The sequence below is a fragment of the Pseudomonas sp. NPDC087804 genome, from assembly GCF_044742965.1.
GTDB lineage: Bacteria > Pseudomonadota > Gammaproteobacteria > Pseudomonadales > Pseudomonadaceae > Aquipseudomonas > Aquipseudomonas rustica.
The window spans coordinates 78,527-96,429 of record NZ_JBIUVN010000008.1 but is presented as its reverse complement, the minus strand read 5'-3'; the positions used below and the strand labels follow the sequence as shown (position 1 = coordinate 96,429).

Below are 17,903 nucleotides of genomic sequence, written 5' to 3'. Positions count from 1 at the left end.
TTTGTTCAATTCAGCCTTTATCCAGTCATCGAGAGCGGGTATCATGCCAACCCTTTTTCGAACTCTCATGATCCGGCCCCACTTCAGGGAAGTCCTATGTCGGCGGTACGCATCGGCCCATACATATTGCAGAACGGCTTGATTCTCGCCCCGATGGCGGGCGTCACCGATCAGCCCTTTCGTCAGCTGTGCAAGCGTTTGGGCGCAGGGCTTGTAGTCTCGGAAATGGTCACCAGCGACATGAGCTTGTGGAACACCCGCAAGTCGCGCATGCGCATGATCCACGAGGGCGATCCCGAGCCACGCTCGGTACAGATTGCCGGTGGCGACGCGCAGATGCTGGCGGATGCAGCCCGGGCCAACGTTGAGCTGGGCGCACAGATTATTGATATCAACATGGGTTGCCCGGCAAAGAAGGTCTGCAACAAGGCCGCCGGTTCCGCGTTGTTGAAAGATGAAGCACTGGTAACCGAGATCCTGCAGGCCGTTGTGGCTGCGGTTGATGTGCCGGTCACCCTGAAGATCCGCACCGGTTGGGATCGCGACAACAAGAACGGTCTGACCGTGGCGAAGATCGCCGAGCAGGCCGGGATCACCGCGCTGGCAGTGCATGGTCGCACTCGCGCCGATCTGTACAAAGGTGAAGCCGAATACGACACGATTGCCGCGATCAAGCAGGCCGTGTCGATTCCGGTGTTTGCCAATGGCGACATTGATTCGCCGGAGAAGGCCCGTTACGTGCTCGACGCGACCGGTGCCGATGGCCTGTTGGTAGGCCGCGCCGCCCAAGGGCGGCCATGGATTTTTCGCGAGATCGATCATTACCTGCGCACGGGCGAGAAATTGCCGGCGCCGCAGTTGATCGAAGTGGAACACATACTGCTAGAGCATCTGGCCGCACTTCACGCTTTCTATGGGGATGTGATGGGCGTGCGCATTGCGCGCAAGCATGTGGGCTGGTATCTCGCAACCTTGCCGGGCGCCAAGGAGTTTCGCGCCCACTTCAATCGTTTGGATGGTACGGAAACACAATGCGCCAATGTTCGGGAGTTCTTCGCCGAGCATTACAAGAGCCTGACAGGGGACGAAGAAGGGGTGGCCGCATGACGATGATGACCGAGACTTTAGTGAGTGGAACAGCACCCGTGAGCGACAACGTGAATTTGAAACAGCACCTCAATACCCCGAGCGAAGAAGGTCAGACCCTTCGCGGGAGTGTCGAGAAGGCGCTGCACAATTATTTCGCCCACCTTGAGGGCGCGTCCGTCACGGATGTGTACAACCTGGTGCTCTCCGAAGTCGAGGCGCCCCTGCTCGAAAGCGTGATGAATTACGTCAAGGGCAACCAGACCAAGGCCAGCGAGCTGCTCGGTCTCAACCGAGGCACGCTGCGCAAGAAACTCAAGCAGTACGATCTGCTGTAAGCATTCAATCAAACCAGAAAGGCGCCCGCGTAAAAAACGGTCGCCTTTTTTGCTGACTTCCTTTGCTTTTGATGGAAATTGAGATGACCGACCAGACTACCCGCCTGCCGATCCGCCGCGCCTTGATCAGCGTTTCCGACAAGACCGGGATCCTCGAATTCGCCAAGGAGCTTGAAGCTCTGGGCGTCGAGATCCTCTCCACCGGCGGAACGTTCAAGCTGCTGCGCGACAACGGTGTTGCCGCAGTGGAAGTCGCGGATTACACCGGTTTCGCCGAGATGATGGACGGTCGGGTGAAAACCCTGCACCCGAAAATCCACGGCGGCATCCTCGGTCGTCGCGGTATCGACGACGCAATCATGAACGAGCACGGCATCAAGCCGATCGATCTGGTTGCCGTTAACCTCTACCCGTTCGAAGCCACCATCAACAAGCCAGGCTGCGACCTGCCGACCGCGATCGAGAACATCGATATCGGCGGCCCGACCATGGTCCGTTCGGCAGCGAAAAACCACAAAGACGTCGCGATCGTGGTGAATGCCAGCGATTACGCCAGCGTGCTGGAAGGCCTCAAGGCCGGCGGCCTGACCTACGCTCAGCGTTTCGACCTGATGCTCAAGGCCTTCGAACACACCGCTGCCTACGACGGCATGATCGCCAACTACATGGGCACCGTGAACCAGGCCGCTGAAACCCTGAGCACTGAAGGCCGCAGCGAATTCCCGCGCACCTTCAACAGCCAGTTCATCAAGGCCCAGGAAATGCGCTACGGCGAGAACCCGCACCAGAGCGCGGCGTTCTACGTTGAAGCCAAACCGGCTGAAGTCGGCATCGCCACCGCGACCCAACTGCAAGGCAAAGAACTCTCGTACAACAACGTGGCCGACACCGACGCCGCGCTGGAATGCGTGAAGAGCTTCGTCAAGCCAGCCTGCGTCATCGTCAAGCACGCCAACCCGTGCGGCGTGGCCGTCAGCCCGGACGCTGAAGGCGGCATTCGTCAGGCCTACGAACTGGCTTACGCCACCGACACCGAGTCGGCGTTCGGCGGCATCATCGCCTTCAACCGTGAACTGGATGCCGAGACCGCCAAAGCGATCGTCGAGCGTCAGTTCGTTGAAGTGATCATCGCCCCAAGCGTCAGCGAAGAAGCCCGCGCGATTGTTGCGGCGAAAGCTAACGTGCGCCTGCTGGCCTGCGGCGAGTGGTCGGCTGACCGCGCTGCAGCGTGGGACTACAAGCGCGTCAACGGCGGCCTGCTGGTACAGAGCCGCGACATCGGCATGATCAGCGCTGATGACCTGAAAGTCGTGACCAAACGTGCGCCGACCGAGCAGGAAATCCATGACCTGATCTTCGCTTGGAAAGTTGCCAAGTACGTTAAGTCCAACGCCATCGTCTACGCCAAGAACCGTCAGACCATCGGTGTCGGCGCGGGCCAGATGAGCCGCGTAAACTCGGCGCGTATCGCTGCGATCAAGGCTGAGCACGCCGGTCTGCAAGTCGCCGGTTCGGTGATGGCCTCGGACGCGTTCTTCCCGTTCCGCGACGGTCTGGATAACGCGGCCAAGGTCGGTATCACTGCGGTGATCCAGCCGGGCGGCTCGATGCGTGACGCTGAAGTGATTGCCGCCGCTGACGAAGCCGGCATCGCTATGGTCTTCACCGGCATGCGCCACTTCCGTCACTGATTATTGCTTGATCGTACCCACGCTCTGCGTGGGCACGCAGCCCGGGACGCTCCGCGTCCCTCGGACGCAGAGCGTCCGTAGAGGCATTCCCACGCAGAGCGTGGGAACGATCAGCCCCCACAGAATTAGCGTCATCCGAGGTTTTTGAAATGAATGTTTTGATCATTGGCAGCGGTGGCCGTGAACACGCTCTGGCCTGGAAAGTGGCTCAGGATCCGCGCGTGCAGAAGGTTTTTGTTGCACCGGGCAACGCTGGCACCGCCATTGAAGCCAAGTGCGAGAACGTCGCCATCGACGTGCTGGCCCTTGAGCAACTGGCCGACTTCGCCGAGAAAAACGTTTCCCTGACCATCGTCGGCCCGGAAGTGCCGCTGGTGGCTGGCGTCGTTGACCTGTTCCGCGCCCGTGGTCTGGATTGCTTCGGCCCGACTGCCGGCGCTGCACAGCTGGAAGGCTCGAAAGCCTTCACCAAAGACTTCCTCGCCCGTCACAAGATCCCGACGGCCGACTACCAGAATTTCACCGAGATCGAGCCGGCCCTGGCTTATCTGCGTGAAAAAGGCGCACCGATCGTGATCAAGGCCGATGGCCTGGCCGCCGGTAAAGGCGTGATCGTCGCCATGACCCTGGCCGAAGCCGAAGACGCCGTGCGCGACATGCTCGCCGGCAACGCTTTCGGTGACGCCGGTTCGCGCGTGGTGATCGAAGAATTCCTCGACGGCGAAGAAGCGTCGTTCATCGTCATGGTCGACGGCAAAAACGTGCTGCCGATGGCCACCAGCCAGGATCACAAACGTGTGGGCGACGGCGACAGCGGCCCGAACACGGGCGGCATGGGTGCTTACTCCCCTGCCCCGGTGGTCACCGCCGACGTGCACAAGCGCGTGATGGATCTGGTGATCTGGCCGACCGTGCGCGGCATGGCCGAAGAAGGCAACGTCTACACCGGTTTCCTTTATGCCGGTCTGATGATCGACAAGGCCGGTAACCCGAAAGTCATCGAGTTCAACTGCCGCTTCGGCGACCCGGAAACCCAACCGGTGATGCTGCGTCTGCAATCGAGCCTGGTGCTGTTGGTCGAAGCCGCGCTGGCGCAAGCGCTGGACAAGGTTGAAGCACAGTGGGATCCACGCCCGAGCGTCGGCATCGTGCTGGCCGCTGGCGGCTACCCGGGCGACTACGCCAAGGGCGCGGCGATCAACGGTCTCGACGCAGCGGCGAAGCTAGTAGGCAAAGTCTTCCACGCCGGTACTGCGCTGAAGGATGGTCAGGTTGTCACCGCCGGTGGTCGCGTACTCTGCGCCACTGCAATGGGCGCAAGCGTCGGTGAAGCGCAGCAGCAAGCGTACAAGCTGGCAGCGGCCATCGACTGGGAAGGCAGCTTCTACCGCAAGGACATTGGCTACCGCGCCATTGCCCGTGAACGTGGCGAAACCCAGGAATAAGCTGTTCATCAAGTCCGGCGAGGGATACCGTTCCTCGCCGGGCTGTTCCGCCGCGGCGCATCGTTATATTCTGGCATCAACCTACGAAGGGATTTCGCCGTGCGCTGGCTCAGGATTGCCATAAGCTTCACCGTCACGATGTTGACCTTGCTCTGCATGCTTCCGGCCCAGGCCGCACAAGGCAGTGGCTGGTCGGTATTGCTCGACGATCAGGGCAATCTGCAACTGAGCGACATCCGCTCCGCTCGCTACACCAATCAATTCAGCCCCATCGACCTTGAGCGCCTCACCGCGTCCGAGCCCGATGGCGCGTTGTGGCTGCGCTTCAGACTGGCGCCGGGCAAGCACGAACAAGTGCTGCGCATCTTTGCCCCCGACCTCTCGCAGCTCAATCTGTACGTGCTCGACGGCGACCAGTTGATCGAGCAACGCAACACCGGCACCGAGCAACCGCAGGCCGAACGACCGTTGCCCAGCAGCGACTTCATGCTCGCCCTGCCGCAAAGCGACAAACCCCTCGACGTTTATTTGCGGATGGTCTCCGACCATCAATTGCGTCCGCACATCACCCTGCAATCGGCCGTGATGAGCGCGGCCAATCAAAACCATTCGCTGATTTTCGGTTTGCTGTTCGGCTGCCTCGCCATGCTCCTGCTGCATAACGTGGTGCGTTACAGCTATTCGCGTTCACGCAGCAGCTTGTGGCTGGCGGTTTGCGAAGGTCTGCTGGGCCTGAGCCTGTTGCTCTTGCTCAATCTGCTCGGGCCCTGGCTGCCGAACTGGCACGCGATCCAGACACCGGGCGCTTATCTGGCGCTGCTGCTGACCGCCCCCGCCGGTTTGATGTTTGCTTATCGCTTCTTCGGCCCGCTCGGCCCGCACCCGCTGAACAAGCTGCTGATGGCCGACATCCTGTTCATTGTCATCTGCAGCCTGCTGCTGTTGTTCGTCAATACACTGCCGCTGAACATCATCACCTACGCATTGGTGGCACTCGCCGGTCTGAGCATGTTGTTCGTCGGCGTCTATCACTGGCAAAAAGGTTATCGCCCGGCGCGCCTGTTCGTGGCGGCCATGGTGGTGTTCAACATCGGCACGCTGATTATTTTGCCGGCGCTGCTGGGGCTGACACTGGTGTCGCCGCAAGGCTTGATCATGACGCTGATGGCGTTCATCTGCGTCAGCGGTCTGTTGATGAGCATCGCCCTCGGCGAGCGTCAGCGCAGCATCACTGAAAGCCGTTTCAGCGTCAGCCGCGACCTCGCCGCGAGCAACGCCGAGATCAACGCCAAAGCCGAATTCCTCGCCAAGATCAGCCACGAAATCCGCACGCCAATGAACGGTGTGCTGGGCATGACTGAACTGCTGCTCGGCACGCCGCTGTCGGTCAAGCAACGTGACTACGTGCAGACCATCCACAGCGCTGGCAACGAACTGCTGACGTTGATCAACGAGATTCTCGACATCTCCAAACTCGAGTCCGGACAGATCGAACTCGACGATGTGCAGTTCGACCTCAATGCGTTGATCGACGATTGCCTGAGCATCTACCGCGCCAAGGCCGAACAGCAGAATGTCGAGCTGATCAGTTTCATCCAGCCACAAGTGCCGCGCGTCATCAGCGGCGATCCGACCCGCCTGCGCCAGACCTTGCTCAGCCTGCTGGAAAACGCCCTGAAGAAAACCGAAGAAGGCGAAGTGCTGATCGTCGTCGCCCTCGACGAGCGCAGCAGCAAACCGCGTCTGCGCATCGCCGTGCAGGACAGCGGCGCGCCGATGGAGCAGGAAGAACGCGATGCGCTGATGCACGCCGAACTGCACAGCAAACACTTCCTCTCGGCGAATCGTCTGGGCGGCAATCTCGGGCTGGTCATCGCGCGGCAACTGATTCGTTTGATGCAGGGCGAATTCGGCATCAAGAGCGGCGCCACGCAGGGCAGTACCTTGTGGCTGACTTTGCCGCTGGATCCGGATCGTCTCGAACACCCGACCTCCGACCTCGACAGTCCGCTGCAAGGCGCACGCGTACTGGTGGTCGACGACAACGACACCTGCCGCAAGGTGCTGGTGCAGCAATGCAGCGCCTGGGGCTTGAATGTCAGCGCCGTGCCGTCGGGCAAGGAAGCGCTGGCCCTGCTGCGCACCAAAGCGCATCTGCGCGATTATTTCGATGTGGTGTTGCTCGATCAGAACATGCCCGGCATGACCGGCATGCAGCTTGCGGCGAAGATCAAGGAAGACCCGAGCCTCAACCATGACATTCTGCTGATCATGCTCACCGGCATCAGCAACGCGCCGAGCAAGATCATTGCGCGCAACTCGGGGATCAAACGCATTCTGGCCAAACCGGTGGCCGGCTACACCCTCAAGACCACGCTGGCGGACGAACTCAATCAGCGCAACAAAGGTCAGGTGGTGTTCCAGCCGCAAGTGGTCACCGCGGCCACGGCGGCGAAAGTGCCGAGCGATTTCCGCATCCTCGTCGCCGAAGACAACACGATTTCGACCAAAGTGATTCGCGGCATGCTCGGCAAGCTCAACCTGCAACCGGACACCGCCAGCAACGGCGAAGAAGCCCTGCAAGCGATGAAAGCGCAGCGTTACGATCTGGTGCTGATGGACTGCGAAATGCCGATTCTCGATGGTTTCTCGGCGACGCAACAATTGCGCGCCTGGGAAGTCAGCAATCAGCGCATCCGCACGCCAATCGTCGCGCTGACCGCGCACATTCTTGCCGAACACAAAGAGCGCGCGCGTCAGGCCGGCATGGACGGGCACATGTCGAAACCGGTGGAATTGTCGCAGTTGCGCGAGTTGATCGAGCATTGGGTGGCTGAGCGTGATCAGCAGAATCGCGCGACAACCCAACCGTCGTAACGCCTGTTAGACTCCCCCACGACTACCCTCGCCAGTGAGCCAGCACCATGCTCCACGTGTTGTTCAGCGTTTACCTGAAGATGCTGGTGCTTTACAGCCCGTTCTTCGTGTTGTCGTGCTTCATTACCCTGACCCGTGGCTACTCGCGCAAGGAACAACGGCGCCTGGCCTGGAAAGTCGCCGCCGCCACGCTGATTTCCAGCGTCTTGCTGTACCTGTTCGGGCGAGTGATTTTCGATGTCTTCGGCATTACCGTGGATGCGTTCCGCATCGGCGCCGGCAGCGTGCTGTTTATCTCGGCACTGGGCATGGCGCAGGGTAAATCGGCGGTGCAGGCAGACAATGTCCAACAGGACGTGACAATCGTGCCGCTGACCATTCCGATCACCGTCGGCCCCGGCACCATCGGTGCCCTGCTGGTGATGGGCGTGAGCCAGCCGCACTGGGACGACAAACTCACGGCGATTCTCAGCATCATTCTGGCCAGCTTCACGGTTGGCGTGGTGCTTTATCTGTCGAACCGCATCGAGCGAATTCTCGGTGATCAGGGCTTGCAGATTGTCAGCCGTTTGATGGGATTGTTCGTCTGCGCACTGGCGGCGCAGATCATCTTTACAGGGGTGAAAGGCTATCTGGTGTCGTAGAGGTTTAGCGTCGACAGAGCATTACTGCCTGCTCAAAAAAGCCTTTCGACCTCTTCTGAATAACGCCCTTCAAGCGCCTTGAACACGGACTGCCTTTTTAACTCGGCGTAATCCTCGTCCAGTTGCGCAGAGAAGTATTCCATCTCTACGCCGCCAATGATGTTGCTCAGCATAAAATGCTGCGTGAAAAAGTTTGCCAGCACAGGTTCTTGAGTCGCGAAGTTGATCGTCACCATCTTCACTGTTGCCGTGTTATCCACCACACCGGCATGCACTCTCACACGGTGAACGGGCTCACCATTGAGCGTATCTTCTGCCACCTCCACAGCATGGCGCCCCAGCAACTTCATTCCTTTACTCTCGCGCTGCAGATCCGCTAATTGCTGCAGCAGCACCTCCAGGTATCCATGCTCATCCGGCAACAACAAGGGAGCCAACCCTTCGCGGATGATGGTTTCAAGCTTGACGGTTTTGCTTGGCGAGGAGGAGGAAAAAGTGATTCTGACACGCCCCGCTACAATGTAATGAAGGTACCTCATGGCCTCTGCATATCGGATATTCCAGGCACTGAAGTCCTTGAATTCCGGGTATTTCTTATTTGAAGTCAATTGCAGATAGAGCGTGGACAACAGGATGTCCTCGCGCATCTGCTCGGGCACCGACGCCTCGAAAACCAAGGGACTCCCCGCACTGACATAACCCAAACCATTCATTCCGTTCACTCCAAAAAAAAACCAGGCGCAGTGCGCCTGGTTTTTAAAGACTCAGATACCGAATTCCAATTCTGCTGCGGCATCCAGCGCTTCATAGAACGCGTTTGCTGCCGCCTCTTTTTTTGGTGTGTAATCGTCTTCGTAGATCGTGAAGGCCGCTTTCGATTGGTAGATCGTGCCGGACGATTGGGTTTTATCGAAGAAGACAATCTTGGTGTTGCCGGACGAAGCGAAGTAGGAAACGCCGCCCAGAGCTAAATAAACATCGCCTTCTTCATCTTGAGCGATGGAACCTACACCGAAGTTGGCGCCATCGCCTTTCTTGCCATTGCTTTCATATAGCGCCAACGCCTCTTTATTACCCTTCAGGCCAGCAAGGGCCGCCTCGGCACCTGCTTTAAGGGCAACGCCCACACCACCGGTAACGCCACCGATAACCGCCTGGACGATATCCAGAACGAGATTGGACATGGTCAGCCCGCTCGACGTCTCCTCATAGTTGATGTGTGCCTTGCTGAACGACGTCCAGCCCATTGCCTTCATGCCCTTGAGCATGTGTTCCCAGCGTTGAACACGATCCTTGTCATCTGGAAAGGCGATCTGAGCGGTCACGTCGGCGAACAAGTAAGTGCGCTTCACAATGTTGCGATTCCGACGCTTCATGCCTGGGGGAAAAACCAGCATGGTCGAATTGAGAATCGCGGCGTTCAATTTTTCGATATCAATTGGCAGATCAGCCAGGTGGCTGACACGACGGCCCTTGGCAATCTGAGCGAGCACCGGCAACGTTTTCTCCAGCGCTGTATCAATGAAGGCCTGGGATTCAACTTCGGTCATGTCAGCAGTCACAATATTGCTCATACTCTAATTTCCTTATTATTTATCAAATGAGCCACTCCGGCTCGAGCACAAAGTTAAACATCCAACCTGTTATTTACAACCTTGAAAAAACCACAATACATTACGGAAAACAAATCATCACAACCTGAGTTCTATTTCTTCCATATCGCTACTTTCAATTAACGCTTCAACCTTTTCTCTGGTTTGCGCGTAGGCTTCTCGATCCAAATAAAAACTGATGTAGTTGTGACGCAACACCGCCGCTTCAGTCTCCCACTTGAAGAAAAGAAATCCATCGATCCGACGCTGCGCACTCAAGCGCGCGTGGTTCAATACCAGCGTCAGTTTTCCTTTTTCATCGCGGCCCGATGGCATGATCTGAAACAAACTTCCGTGCTGACTCGCTCTGGCGTAATAGGAAAGATTCGATGAATTGCCTTTCAATGCTGAAAAAGCGGCCTGACAATGGCCTGACATCAAATCTCCCCCCAACTCCTTTACCGTGGTAATTATTTTCTGCGAAGCGTCAGTGGAAAACTCACGATAAACCCGCTCACCCGGGTTCCTATCGGTGTACCACCCCACATGATTCAGCGCCCGAGAGTAAAGTTGCAGCCATCCGGCAAGATCAGTTGACTCATTTTTAAATTCATCACTCAACAGCTCAGCAAACCGCACACTGTTTTTTATTTCTTTTTTTTCCGCCCGACTCAGACCCTCCATACAACTCAAAAGCGTGTTATTGATCAATATCGCATCCTGTCCTTCTTTTTCCGAGGCCCTCGCAGCACCTGCACTTGATAGACTCCTGAATCTGGCAGGTTTGCCTCTTAGTGTTAACTCAGCTTTTTCCACAAAATCGATACGTTGTTCAAGCGTGGGAACCACGCCGCTATTAAATTCCATTTATCCAACATCCTTTAATCAGTTTAAAGCAGCACACCGGGACAGCGGCCTAGTTACAATAAACCACGCCCACACACAGCCTACACAAGCCATGTTTAACTTGATGTTTTCTTAAGGCATAAAAAAGACCCGCAAACATGACTGTTGACGGGCCTTTAAAGTTACTGTTTCGCGGAGGTTCAGGGGACGGGCTTCTCGCCATACCAGCGCGGCGTGTAAACCCAATCACCCCCAGTTGCGCGAGGAAAGGTGCAAGTGGTGGACGAACCGATCAGCACCATCGTGCGCATGTCCACCTGATCCGGTGTCAGCGCGCCCAATGTGGTGGTGCGCAGTGTCTGCCCCGGTCGGCCAATGTCCCGCCCCAACACCACTGGCGTTTCTGACGTGCGATGTTGTGCGACGATTTCCAGCGCTCGCCCCAACTGCCATGGCCGCGCCTTGGAAATAGGGTTGTAGAACGCCAGCGCCAGATCCGCTTCGGCCGCAAGATCCAGCCGTTTCTCGATGATCGACCATGGTTTGAGGTTGTCCGACAGCGACATCACGCAGAAGTCGTGCCCCAGCGGCGCACCGGCCTGTGCGGCGGTGGCCAGCGAAGCGGAAACGCCGGGAAGAATTTCCAGATCGACGCTGTGCCAGGCGGGATCATCCGACTCGTGCAGCGCTTCGAGCACCGCCGCTGCCATGGCGAACACGCCGGGATCGCCCGAAGAAACGACGATCACCGAACGGCCTTCGGCGGCCAGTCGGAAAGCGTGACGGGCGCGCTGCATTTCTTCGCGGTTGTCGGTGCAATGCTGCACTTGATCGTCGCGGAACGGGCCGGCCATGCGCACATAGGTTTCGTAGCCGAGCACATCGGTACAACGCGCCAGTTCGGCTTTGACGGCGGGAACCATCAGTTCGGCAGCGCCGGGACCAAGACCGATGACGGCGAGACGACCGCGTGGGCGGCCGACATGAGCAACGTCCAGCGGCTGCTCGGCAATCGCGATGGCGAGGTTGTTTGCGGTCACGATGCTCGCTGAAGGTACGGCATTAAGTGCCAATGCTTCGAGATCAGTTTGCGCAGCGACAAACCGCAGCGGCACGCCCAGTTCAAGCGCTGCATCACGCAAGTTCGCCGAAGCCATGTCAATGTCAGCGGCAACCAGACACGCCAGCGATTGCAGCGCAATTTTTGCTTGCTGCAATGCTTTGCGAACGGCGCTCGGCAGATCGGCAACGTCGGCAGTGACCGCCACCGCCACACTGCGCGGATAAATCAGTAATTCGTTGGCACTGGCTTCACGCTCAGCACTGCTGACATGAATCGAACGCTGCGCCTGCGGATCTTCCGGCAGTTGCGCCTGATCCAGCCACGGCGCCTCGCCTTCAATACGCACGCTGTGCCCGGCTAGCAGGTCGGAGACAAAACGCTTGCCCAGTTCCAGATCGGCGAGCGCATAACCGCTGGGTGGATTGAGCAGGCAAGTGCCAAAGCGCAACTCGCCGCTGGTGGTGATCGCCGCCGTCACTTGCAGCCCGGCAGCGATTTCCCGCGCCATGACATTCACCCCGCCGAGGCCGCCGAGCAGCGGCACCACCGCGCTGCCATCTTCAGCCACTGCGAGCACGGCAGGTTCGGCGCCCTTCTCCAGCAACAGCGGCGCCAGTGTGCGGATGACAATGCCCGCAGCGCACAGGGCAATGATCGGCGTGTTGTGCTGATACAGATCGCGCAAGGTCGCGCCGAATTCCTGATAGCTGCAATCGGCGCCTTCAACGCGCCCGGCGAGGCCGTGGATCTGCGCCGCCGGATAGACCTGCTGAATGCGACGGGCCGTGGCCAGGCTGGCCTGACCGAGAATGACGATGGCGGGTGTGGAGTGAGTCATCAGCCCTGCCACCGTTCGCCCGGCACGATGATCAGCGAGAAGTACGGCGAGGACATCGGCTCGACCTGATCCATCGGCACGATCTTCTGATTGGCCATGGTCGCGCGCTCAACGTACAACGCACGCTCGGCCAGACCGAGTTCTTCCAGCACCTGACGCACTTTCGGGAAGTTGCGCCCAAGCTTCATGATCACGGCGGCATCAGCATCGGCCAGACGTCGCTTCAATTCTTCATGGGGCAACACGCCGGAGAGCACCGACAGGCTTTGATTGCGATACACCAACGGCGCGCCCAGCACCGAAGCGCCACCGAGCATCGAGCAAACGCCCGGCACCACTTGCGCTTCATAGCGCGAGGCGAGGCGATCGTGCAGATACATGTAGGAGCCGTAGAAGAACGGATCACCTTCGCAAATCACCGCGACATCGCGACCGGCATCGAGATGCGCGGCGACGGTTTCGGCGGCTTCATCGTAGAAGTCGCTGATGACTTGTTCGTAAGAAAGCGGCGCCGGCAATGCTTCGGTAGTCACCGGATACACCAGCGGCAGCAGGTTCTGCGCTTCTTGCAGGTGCGCTTCGATGATGCCGAACGCGTTGCCTTTTTTGCCCTTGGCGACGAAGTACGCCACCACCGGCGATTCGCGCAGCAAGCGCAGCGCCTTGACGGTAATCAGTTCCGGATCACCGGGGCCGACGCCCAGGCCAATCAAACGTCCTTTAGCCTGCATCATTCAATCTCCGTGGCGAGAGCATTGACGGCGGCCGCGGCCATGGCGCTGCCACCGAGGCGGCCTTGCATGATCACGAACGGCACGCCACGGCTGTCGGCGGCCAGTGCCGCTTTCGATTCGGCAGCGCCGACGAAGCCGACCGGGAAGCCCAGAATCAGCGCCGGTTTTGGTGCGCCGGCATCGAGCATTTCCAGCAGATAGAACAACGCAGTCGGCGCGTTGCCGATCACCACCACACTGCCTTCAAGGTGCGGACGCCACAGTTCCAGCGCAGCGGCGGAACGAGTGTTGCCCAGCTCGCGCGCCAGCTCCGGCACGCTGTCATCGCGCAGGGTGCAGATCACTTCGTTGTTGGCCGGCAGGCGCGCGCGGGTCACGCCTTCGGAGACCATTCGTGCATCACACAGGATTGGCGCACCGGCGGCCAGCGCCTCGCGCCCGGCCTTGCCCGCGCCTTCGGAAAACTGCAGACCGTCGATGGCCTCGACCATGCCGCAGGCGTGAATCACCCGCACCGCGAGTTTTTCCAGATCGGCCGGGATTCGCGCGAGGTTGGCTTCGCTGCGAATGATCGCGAAGGAGTTGCGATAGATCTCCTGACCGTCGCGAATGTAATCAAGCATCAAGGGGGCTCCGGGAGCGGGCGTCGAGCAGGGTCGCGGCCGCTTCAATAGTAAGATTGCGTGCGTGCAACGCGCCGAAACCCGGCAGCGTTGCATCGCGAAAATAGAGGTCGTAATGACCGGGGCTGACCGCCAGCAACGTCACCGGCGCACGGTGCGCGGCGGCGCAGGAACGCGAGCAACCGGACAGGTGCACGCTGAGCGCCGAGGGCAGCAGCGTCGCCAGATGGCGGGCGTCCTGTTTGGTGTCGGCGAGGCCTTTGCCGCAGCCGTTGGAACCGGTGCAGGCAATCAGGCGCGACAGCGGTTGACTCGGCTCGGTCAGCAGGTTGAGTTGCTTGAGGCCTTGCAGCACCTCGGCGGCGTCAGTGATTTTGACGTCGGGCAGCAACAGGCTTTGCCACGGGGTGAAACGCAGGTGGCCGTTGCCGAACTGGCGAGCCAGTTGTGCAACACCGCGCAGCATTGTCGGATCGAGACGACCGAGCGCTGGTACGGCGCCGATGTACACCAAATCCGAGGTGTTTTGCGGATGAACGCCGATGTGCAGATTGTCCGCTGCTGGCAAACGCTCCCAATCGCTAGCGGCCAGCAGGTTCAAGCGCTGATCGAGTTTTTCGAGAAACTGCGCTGGCGTCATTTCACTCAGCAAATGGCGCATCCGCGTTTGCTCAGGGCGCGCCAGATCAAGGAACAATTCAAGCACCGCGACCACCAGCGCATGGCCGTTGTCCAGTGCCACCGCACCAAGCGCACGATCCGTCGGGCAACCCGCCAGACCGAATGCCAGCAATGTTTCGCCGTCCTTTTTGAAGGCCGACAACCACAGATCATGCGGATGTTCGAGCATCGCCAAGGCTTCAGCGCCGTCCAGTTGCACGGCGAACTTGGCGCTCAATTCATAAAAGCGCGGATGGTTTTGCAGGGTGTCGAGGATCTGTTCGGCGAGCGGACGAGTGTCGAATTGCATCTGCTGGTCGATCCCGGCAGCCGGGCTGAGCATCAGGTTGCGCACGTCGTCGCCGGCGGCGGATCGCGGGCCGAGGCCGGCAGCCAACAGGCTGTCGATCAATGCAGAGGACTGCGCGCCGATCCCGCGAATCTGCAGATTGGCGCGGTTGGTCGCCTCGATGGCGCCGCTGGCGAACTGTTGCGCCGCATTCGCCACCGCATCCGCCTGTTCGGCGCTGAGCGAGCCACCGTTGAGTTTGATCCGACAAATCCCGCCGTCCAGCGCCTGGACGATACGCAGCAACCCCGGACAAGCCGAGGGGCGTATGGCAGTGGACATCGGGCGTTCGTTCAAGGGGCAGACCGGCTACGTGGGAAAGGCGCTTCACGGGCGAAGGCGCGGTATTATGCCTGCTTTGTCCGGCGGCATGAAAAGACTGCCCGTCGGAACGGCATGTTTAGAGGAATATAGATGTCACCCTGGCTGACCGTAGTGGGAATCGGTGAAGACGGCTTCAAAGGCTTGGGCAAAAATGCCCGGCGCGCCTTGATGAATGCCTCGCGAATCGTCGGTGGCCAGCGTCAGCTGGATTTGCTGCCGGTGTGCATTCGCGGCGAACGCCAGTTGTGGCCGAGCCCGTTTTCTCTCGCGCCGGTGCTTGAGCAGCGCGGCGAAGCGGTCTGTGTGTTGGCCAGTGGTGATCCGATGTTCTACGGCGTCGGCGCCAGTCTCGCGCGGCAGGTGCCGAGTGATGAAATGCTGATTTTTCCCGCGCCCTCTTCTTGCTCGCTGGCGGCGGCAAGGCTGGGCTGGCCGTTGCAGGAAGTGCGCATCGTGTCGTTGGTGGCGCGGCCACTGGCAGCGCTCAATGCGCAGTTGTTCAGCGGCGTGCGGTTGCTGCTGTTGAGCAATGACGGACGGAGCCCGGCGGCAGTTGCGCAATTGCTGCGTGAGCGCGGCTTTGGTCCGAGTCGCATGAGCGTGTTCGAACACTTGGGTGGCGATGCCGAGCAACGGATCGACGCCAGCGCCCACGACTGGAACCTTGCCTCGACTGCCGACCTCAACGTGATCGCCATCGAATGCCTCGCCGACGCCAACACGCCACGCTTGTCTCGCCTTGCCGGCCTGCCGGACTCGGCGTTCAAACATGACGGCCAACTGACCAAACGCGACGTGCGCACCATCACCCTCGCCCGCCTCGCCCCGACGCCCGGTGAATTGCTTTGGGACGTCGGCGCCGGCAGCGGCTCGATCGGCATCGAATGGATGCGCGCACATCCGAGCTGTCGCGCGCTGGCCATCGAAGCCGATGACGGCCGTCAGCAATTGATCGATCTCAACCGAGATGCGTTGGGCGTGCCCGGTTTGCAGTTGATTCGCGGCAAGGCGCCCCAAGCGCTGCAAGGTCTGGAGCGCCCGGATGCGATTTTCATCGGCGGCGGCGTCACCCGTGAGGGCGTGCTTGAAACGTGCTGGGAACGGCTCAAACCCGGCGGGCGTCTAGTGGCCAACGCCGTGACCCTGCAAAGTGAAGTCACCCTGATGAGCTGGCGCGAACGTTTCGGCGGTGAGCTGACGCGCATTCATGTCGCGCAGGCGCAGCCGCTGGGCGAGTTTGATACGTGGCGACAAGCGTTGCCGATCACGCTGCTTGATCTGGTTAAACCCTTCGATGCGTAAACGAATCCTGTTGCTCGGCGGCGTCACCGAAGCACTCGCCATCGCCCGTACGCTGGGGCCGGAGCACATTTACAGCCTCGCCGGTGTCGGTCGTGTGCCGACCGATCTGACCTGTCAGGTGCGCGTCGGCGGTTATGGCGGTGCCGAAGGTCTGGCGCAGTTTATTCGCGCGGAAGCCATCGACCTGCTGCTCGACGCCACGCACCCGTACGCCGCACAGATCAGCCAGAACGCCACCACCGCTGCGCATCTGACCGGCATCCCCTGCTGGGCCCTGCGCCGCCCGGCGTGGCAGCCGCAAGCGGGCGATGACTGGCGCGAAGTCAGCGACTGGGCGGAGCTGATCAATGCCCTCAAACCCTTCCGCCGTCCGCTGTTTACCCTTGGCCGAGAACCATTGCAGCATCTCGACGAAATCCCCGCCGAGCAATTCTGGACGCTGCGCGCCCTCGACGTTTATCCCGGTAACGAACGCTGCGAAGTCATCGGCGCGCGCGGGCCGTTTCTGATCGACGATGAACGCGCCTTGTTCGAACGCCGGCAGATCGATGTGCTGATCAGCAAAAACAGCGGCAGCACTGCGACCGAGCCGAAACTGGAAGTGGCACGCGAGCGTGGGGTGCCGGTGCTGGTGTTGAAGCGGCCGGTGTTGCCGGGGGTTGATAGGGAGTTTGGGTCGGCGTCTGAAGTCCTCGCGGCCCTGACGACGCAAGACTTTTCCTAACTTTCAATTTTTCTGCGAATTTGCCTGCAATTTTTGAGGACGCAGCCGACTGTTCTTCACTACACCTTCCCCCAATACTTCGGTTCCTTTAATCCCGACAAGCAGACAGCCAAGAAAAGCGGCTTGCCAGCTTGTATCCCAAGGAATACGATTCAGAATGATCGTCGTTGAACGAACCCGCCTGTTTTCCGAATGGCTCGACTCCTTGAAAGACATCATCGGTAAAGGCCGAATCATCTCCAGACTCAAGGCAGCTGAACATGGCAACTTTGGCGACTGCGGGTTTGTGGGTGATACCGTTTATGAAATGCGCGTTCATTACGGCCCTGGTTACAGGATGTACTTCACACGTAAAGGCGAAGTGGTTTATCTGCTGTTGATCGGGGGCGACAAATCGACACAAAAGAGAGATATCAAACGCGCCGTGCAGATGGCGCATAACATCGGAAATGAGGAGTGAATCATGACCGAAGAATTCGCCCGTTTTGACGCTGCCGAATACCTCAAAACTCCCGAGGACATGGCGGCATATCTAGACGCCTGTTTTGACGACGATGAAGGCGATGGCGTTCTGATCCGTGCAGCGCTCAATGACATCGCCCGCGCTCAAGGCATGACGCAAGTGGCACGGGATGCAGGTTTGGGTCGCGAAAGTCTCTATAAAGCGCTGAGTAGCACTGGCAACCCTGAATTCGCAACTATCATGAAAGTCATGAAGGCGCTCGGTATGAGGCTGCATGCCGTAGCGTCTTGAAAAACGCTGCGAC

General features: G+C 59.4%; 17 protein-coding genes. 10 read left to right on the top strand and 7 right to left on the bottom strand.

Going from position 1 to position 17,903, the window contains the following annotated elements; genetic code table 11:
* The first annotated feature begins 96 nt into the window (after nucleotides 1-96).
* The 6 genes from dusB (at nucleotide 97) to ACIOMO_RS14020 (ending at nucleotide 8,081) form a co-directional block, all read left to right on the top strand.
* Entirely contained in the window at nucleotides 97-1,107 is a 1,011-nt protein-coding gene (gene dusB, locus ACIOMO_RS14045; protein WP_053116903.1) for a tRNA dihydrouridine synthase DusB, read from the top strand.
* Complete coding sequence (fis, locus tag ACIOMO_RS14040) at nucleotides 1,104-1,424, top strand: DNA-binding transcriptional regulator Fis (RefSeq protein WP_003221275.1); 321 nt, start codon at nucleotides 1,104-1,106, stop codon at nucleotides 1,422-1,424. Before dusB ends, fis begins: the two co-directional genes overlap by 4 nt.
* Before the next feature lie 83 nt (nucleotides 1,425-1,507).
* A complete protein-coding gene (gene purH / locus ACIOMO_RS14035) occupies nucleotides 1,508-3,115 on the top strand; it encodes a bifunctional phosphoribosylaminoimidazolecarboxamide formyltransferase/IMP cyclohydrolase (protein ID WP_053116902.1) in 1,608 nt (535 codons plus the stop codon).
* A 149-nt stretch (nucleotides 3,116-3,264) separates the two neighbouring features.
* On the top strand, nucleotides 3,265-4,560 hold the full coding sequence (purD, locus tag ACIOMO_RS14030; protein ID WP_401241407.1) for a phosphoribosylamine--glycine ligase: 1,296 nt from the start codon (nucleotides 3,265-3,267) through the stop codon (nucleotides 4,558-4,560).
* Between the two features lie 99 nt (nucleotides 4,561-4,659).
* Nucleotides 4,660-7,437 (top strand): hybrid sensor histidine kinase/response regulator, encoded by a 2,778-nt coding sequence (locus ACIOMO_RS14025; RefSeq protein WP_212549808.1) that lies wholly within the window; start codon nucleotides 4,660-4,662, stop codon nucleotides 7,435-7,437.
* Nucleotides 7,438-7,484: 47 nt separating this feature from the next.
* On the top strand, nucleotides 7,485-8,081 hold the full coding sequence (locus ACIOMO_RS14020) for a MarC family protein (protein ID WP_401241404.1): 597 nt from the start codon (nucleotides 7,485-7,487) through the stop codon (nucleotides 8,079-8,081).
* Nucleotides 8,082-8,113: 32 nt separating this feature from the next.
* On the opposite strand, the gene ACIOMO_RS14015 is transcribed toward ACIOMO_RS14020, so the two are convergent.
* From ACIOMO_RS14015 to cobG, 7 genes are all read right to left on the bottom strand, one after another.
* On the bottom strand, nucleotides 8,114-8,794 hold the full coding sequence (locus ACIOMO_RS14015; protein WP_401241402.1) for a hypothetical protein: 681 nt from the start codon (nucleotides 8,792-8,794) through the stop codon (nucleotides 8,114-8,116).
* 51 nt (nucleotides 8,795-8,845) lie between these two features.
* A complete protein-coding gene (locus tag ACIOMO_RS14010; RefSeq protein ID WP_401241399.1) occupies nucleotides 8,846-9,655 on the bottom strand; it encodes a hypothetical protein in 810 nt (269 codons plus the stop codon).
* Between the two features lie 117 nt (nucleotides 9,656-9,772).
* Entirely contained in the window at nucleotides 9,773-10,540 is a 768-nt protein-coding gene (locus ACIOMO_RS14005) for a hypothetical protein (protein WP_401241396.1), read from the bottom strand.
* A 179-nt stretch (nucleotides 10,541-10,719) separates the two neighbouring features.
* Complete coding sequence (gene cobJ / locus ACIOMO_RS14000) at nucleotides 10,720-12,420, bottom strand: precorrin-3B C(17)-methyltransferase (protein WP_401241394.1); 1,701 nt, start codon at nucleotides 12,418-12,420, stop codon at nucleotides 10,720-10,722.
* A complete protein-coding gene (locus ACIOMO_RS13995; protein WP_401241391.1) occupies nucleotides 12,420-13,154 on the bottom strand; it encodes a precorrin-2 C(20)-methyltransferase in 735 nt (244 codons plus the stop codon). Before ACIOMO_RS13995 ends, cobJ begins: the two co-directional genes overlap by 1 nt.
* On the bottom strand, nucleotides 13,151-13,777 hold the full coding sequence (locus ACIOMO_RS13990; RefSeq protein WP_053116894.1) for a precorrin-8X methylmutase: 627 nt from the start codon (nucleotides 13,775-13,777) through the stop codon (nucleotides 13,151-13,153). Before ACIOMO_RS13990 ends, ACIOMO_RS13995 begins: the two co-directional genes overlap by 4 nt.
* Nucleotides 13,770-15,068: a precorrin-3B synthase gene (gene cobG / locus ACIOMO_RS13985; RefSeq protein ID WP_401241388.1), complete on the bottom strand. Its 1,299-nt coding sequence runs from the start codon at nucleotides 15,066-15,068 to the stop codon at nucleotides 13,770-13,772. Before cobG ends, ACIOMO_RS13990 begins: the two co-directional genes overlap by 8 nt.
* A gap of 132 nt (nucleotides 15,069-15,200) precedes the next feature.
* Here cobG and cbiE point away from each other — a divergent pair, with 132 nt between their 5' ends.
* The 4 genes from cbiE (at nucleotide 15,201) to ACIOMO_RS13965 (ending at nucleotide 17,890) form a co-directional block, all read left to right on the top strand.
* The gene (gene cbiE / locus ACIOMO_RS13980) at nucleotides 15,201-16,412 is read left to right on the top strand and encodes a precorrin-6y C5,15-methyltransferase (decarboxylating) subunit CbiE (RefSeq protein ID WP_401241386.1); all 1,212 of its coding nucleotides are present in this window, start codon (nucleotides 15,201-15,203) and stop codon (nucleotides 16,410-16,412) included.
* The gene (locus tag ACIOMO_RS13975; RefSeq protein ID WP_401241383.1) at nucleotides 16,405-17,136 is read left to right on the top strand and encodes a cobalt-precorrin-6A reductase; all 732 of its coding nucleotides are present in this window, start codon (nucleotides 16,405-16,407) and stop codon (nucleotides 17,134-17,136) included. The genes cbiE and ACIOMO_RS13975 overlap by 8 nt, the downstream gene beginning before the upstream one ends.
* A 157-nt stretch (nucleotides 17,137-17,293) precedes the next feature.
* Nucleotides 17,294-17,596 carry a type II toxin-antitoxin system RelE/ParE family toxin gene (locus tag ACIOMO_RS13970; RefSeq protein ID WP_053116890.1) on the top strand — a complete coding sequence of 101 codons (303 nt, stop codon included), beginning with the start codon at nucleotides 17,294-17,296 and terminating at the stop codon, nucleotides 17,594-17,596.
* 3 nt (nucleotides 17,597-17,599) lie between these two features.
* Nucleotides 17,600-17,890 (top strand): addiction module antidote protein, encoded by a 291-nt coding sequence (locus tag ACIOMO_RS13965; protein WP_053116889.1) that lies wholly within the window; start codon nucleotides 17,600-17,602, stop codon nucleotides 17,888-17,890.
* Nucleotides 17,891-17,903: the final 13 nt, after the last annotated feature.

Excerpts from the sequence above, each read along its gene's own strand:
- dusB (WP_053116903.1), top strand. The coding sequence starts at position 97 with ATGTCGGCGGTACGCATCGGCCCATACATATTGCAGAACGGCTTGATT.
- fis (WP_003221275.1), top strand. The coding sequence starts at position 1,104 with ATGACGATGATGACCGAGACTTTAGTGAGTGGAACAGCACCCGTGAGC.
- purH (WP_053116902.1), top strand. The coding sequence starts at position 1,508 with ATGACCGACCAGACTACCCGCCTGCCGATCCGCCGCGCCTTGATCAGC.
- purD (WP_401241407.1), top strand. The coding sequence starts at position 3,265 with ATGAATGTTTTGATCATTGGCAGCGGTGGCCGTGAACACGCTCTGGCC.
- ACIOMO_RS14020 (WP_401241404.1), top strand. The coding sequence starts at position 7,485 with ATGCTCCACGTGTTGTTCAGCGTTTACCTGAAGATGCTGGTGCTTTAC.
- ACIOMO_RS14015 (WP_401241402.1), bottom strand. The coding sequence starts at position 8,794 with ATGAATGGTTTGGGTTATGTCAGTGCGGGGAGTCCCTTGGTTTTCGAG.
- ACIOMO_RS14010 (WP_401241399.1), bottom strand. The coding sequence starts at position 9,655 with ATGAGCAATATTGTGACTGCTGACATGACCGAAGTTGAATCCCAGGCC.
- ACIOMO_RS14005 (WP_401241396.1), bottom strand. The coding sequence starts at position 10,540 with ATGGAATTTAATAGCGGCGTGGTTCCCACGCTTGAACAACGTATCGAT.
- cobJ (WP_401241394.1), bottom strand. The coding sequence starts at position 12,420 with ATGACTCACTCCACACCCGCCATCGTCATTCTCGGTCAGGCCAGCCTG.
- ACIOMO_RS13995 (WP_401241391.1), bottom strand. The coding sequence starts at position 13,154 with ATGATGCAGGCTAAAGGACGTTTGATTGGCCTGGGCGTCGGCCCCGGT.
- ACIOMO_RS13990 (WP_053116894.1), bottom strand. The coding sequence starts at position 13,777 with ATGCTTGATTACATTCGCGACGGTCAGGAGATCTATCGCAACTCCTTC.
- cobG (WP_401241388.1), bottom strand. The coding sequence starts at position 15,068 with ATGTCCACTGCCATACGCCCCTCGGCTTGTCCGGGGTTGCTGCGTATC.
- cbiE (WP_401241386.1), top strand. The coding sequence starts at position 15,201 with ATGTCACCCTGGCTGACCGTAGTGGGAATCGGTGAAGACGGCTTCAAA.
- ACIOMO_RS13975 (WP_401241383.1), top strand. The coding sequence starts at position 16,405 with ATGCGTAAACGAATCCTGTTGCTCGGCGGCGTCACCGAAGCACTCGCC.
- ACIOMO_RS13970 (WP_053116890.1), top strand. The coding sequence starts at position 17,294 with ATGATCGTCGTTGAACGAACCCGCCTGTTTTCCGAATGGCTCGACTCC.
- ACIOMO_RS13965 (WP_053116889.1), top strand. The coding sequence starts at position 17,600 with ATGACCGAAGAATTCGCCCGTTTTGACGCTGCCGAATACCTCAAAACT.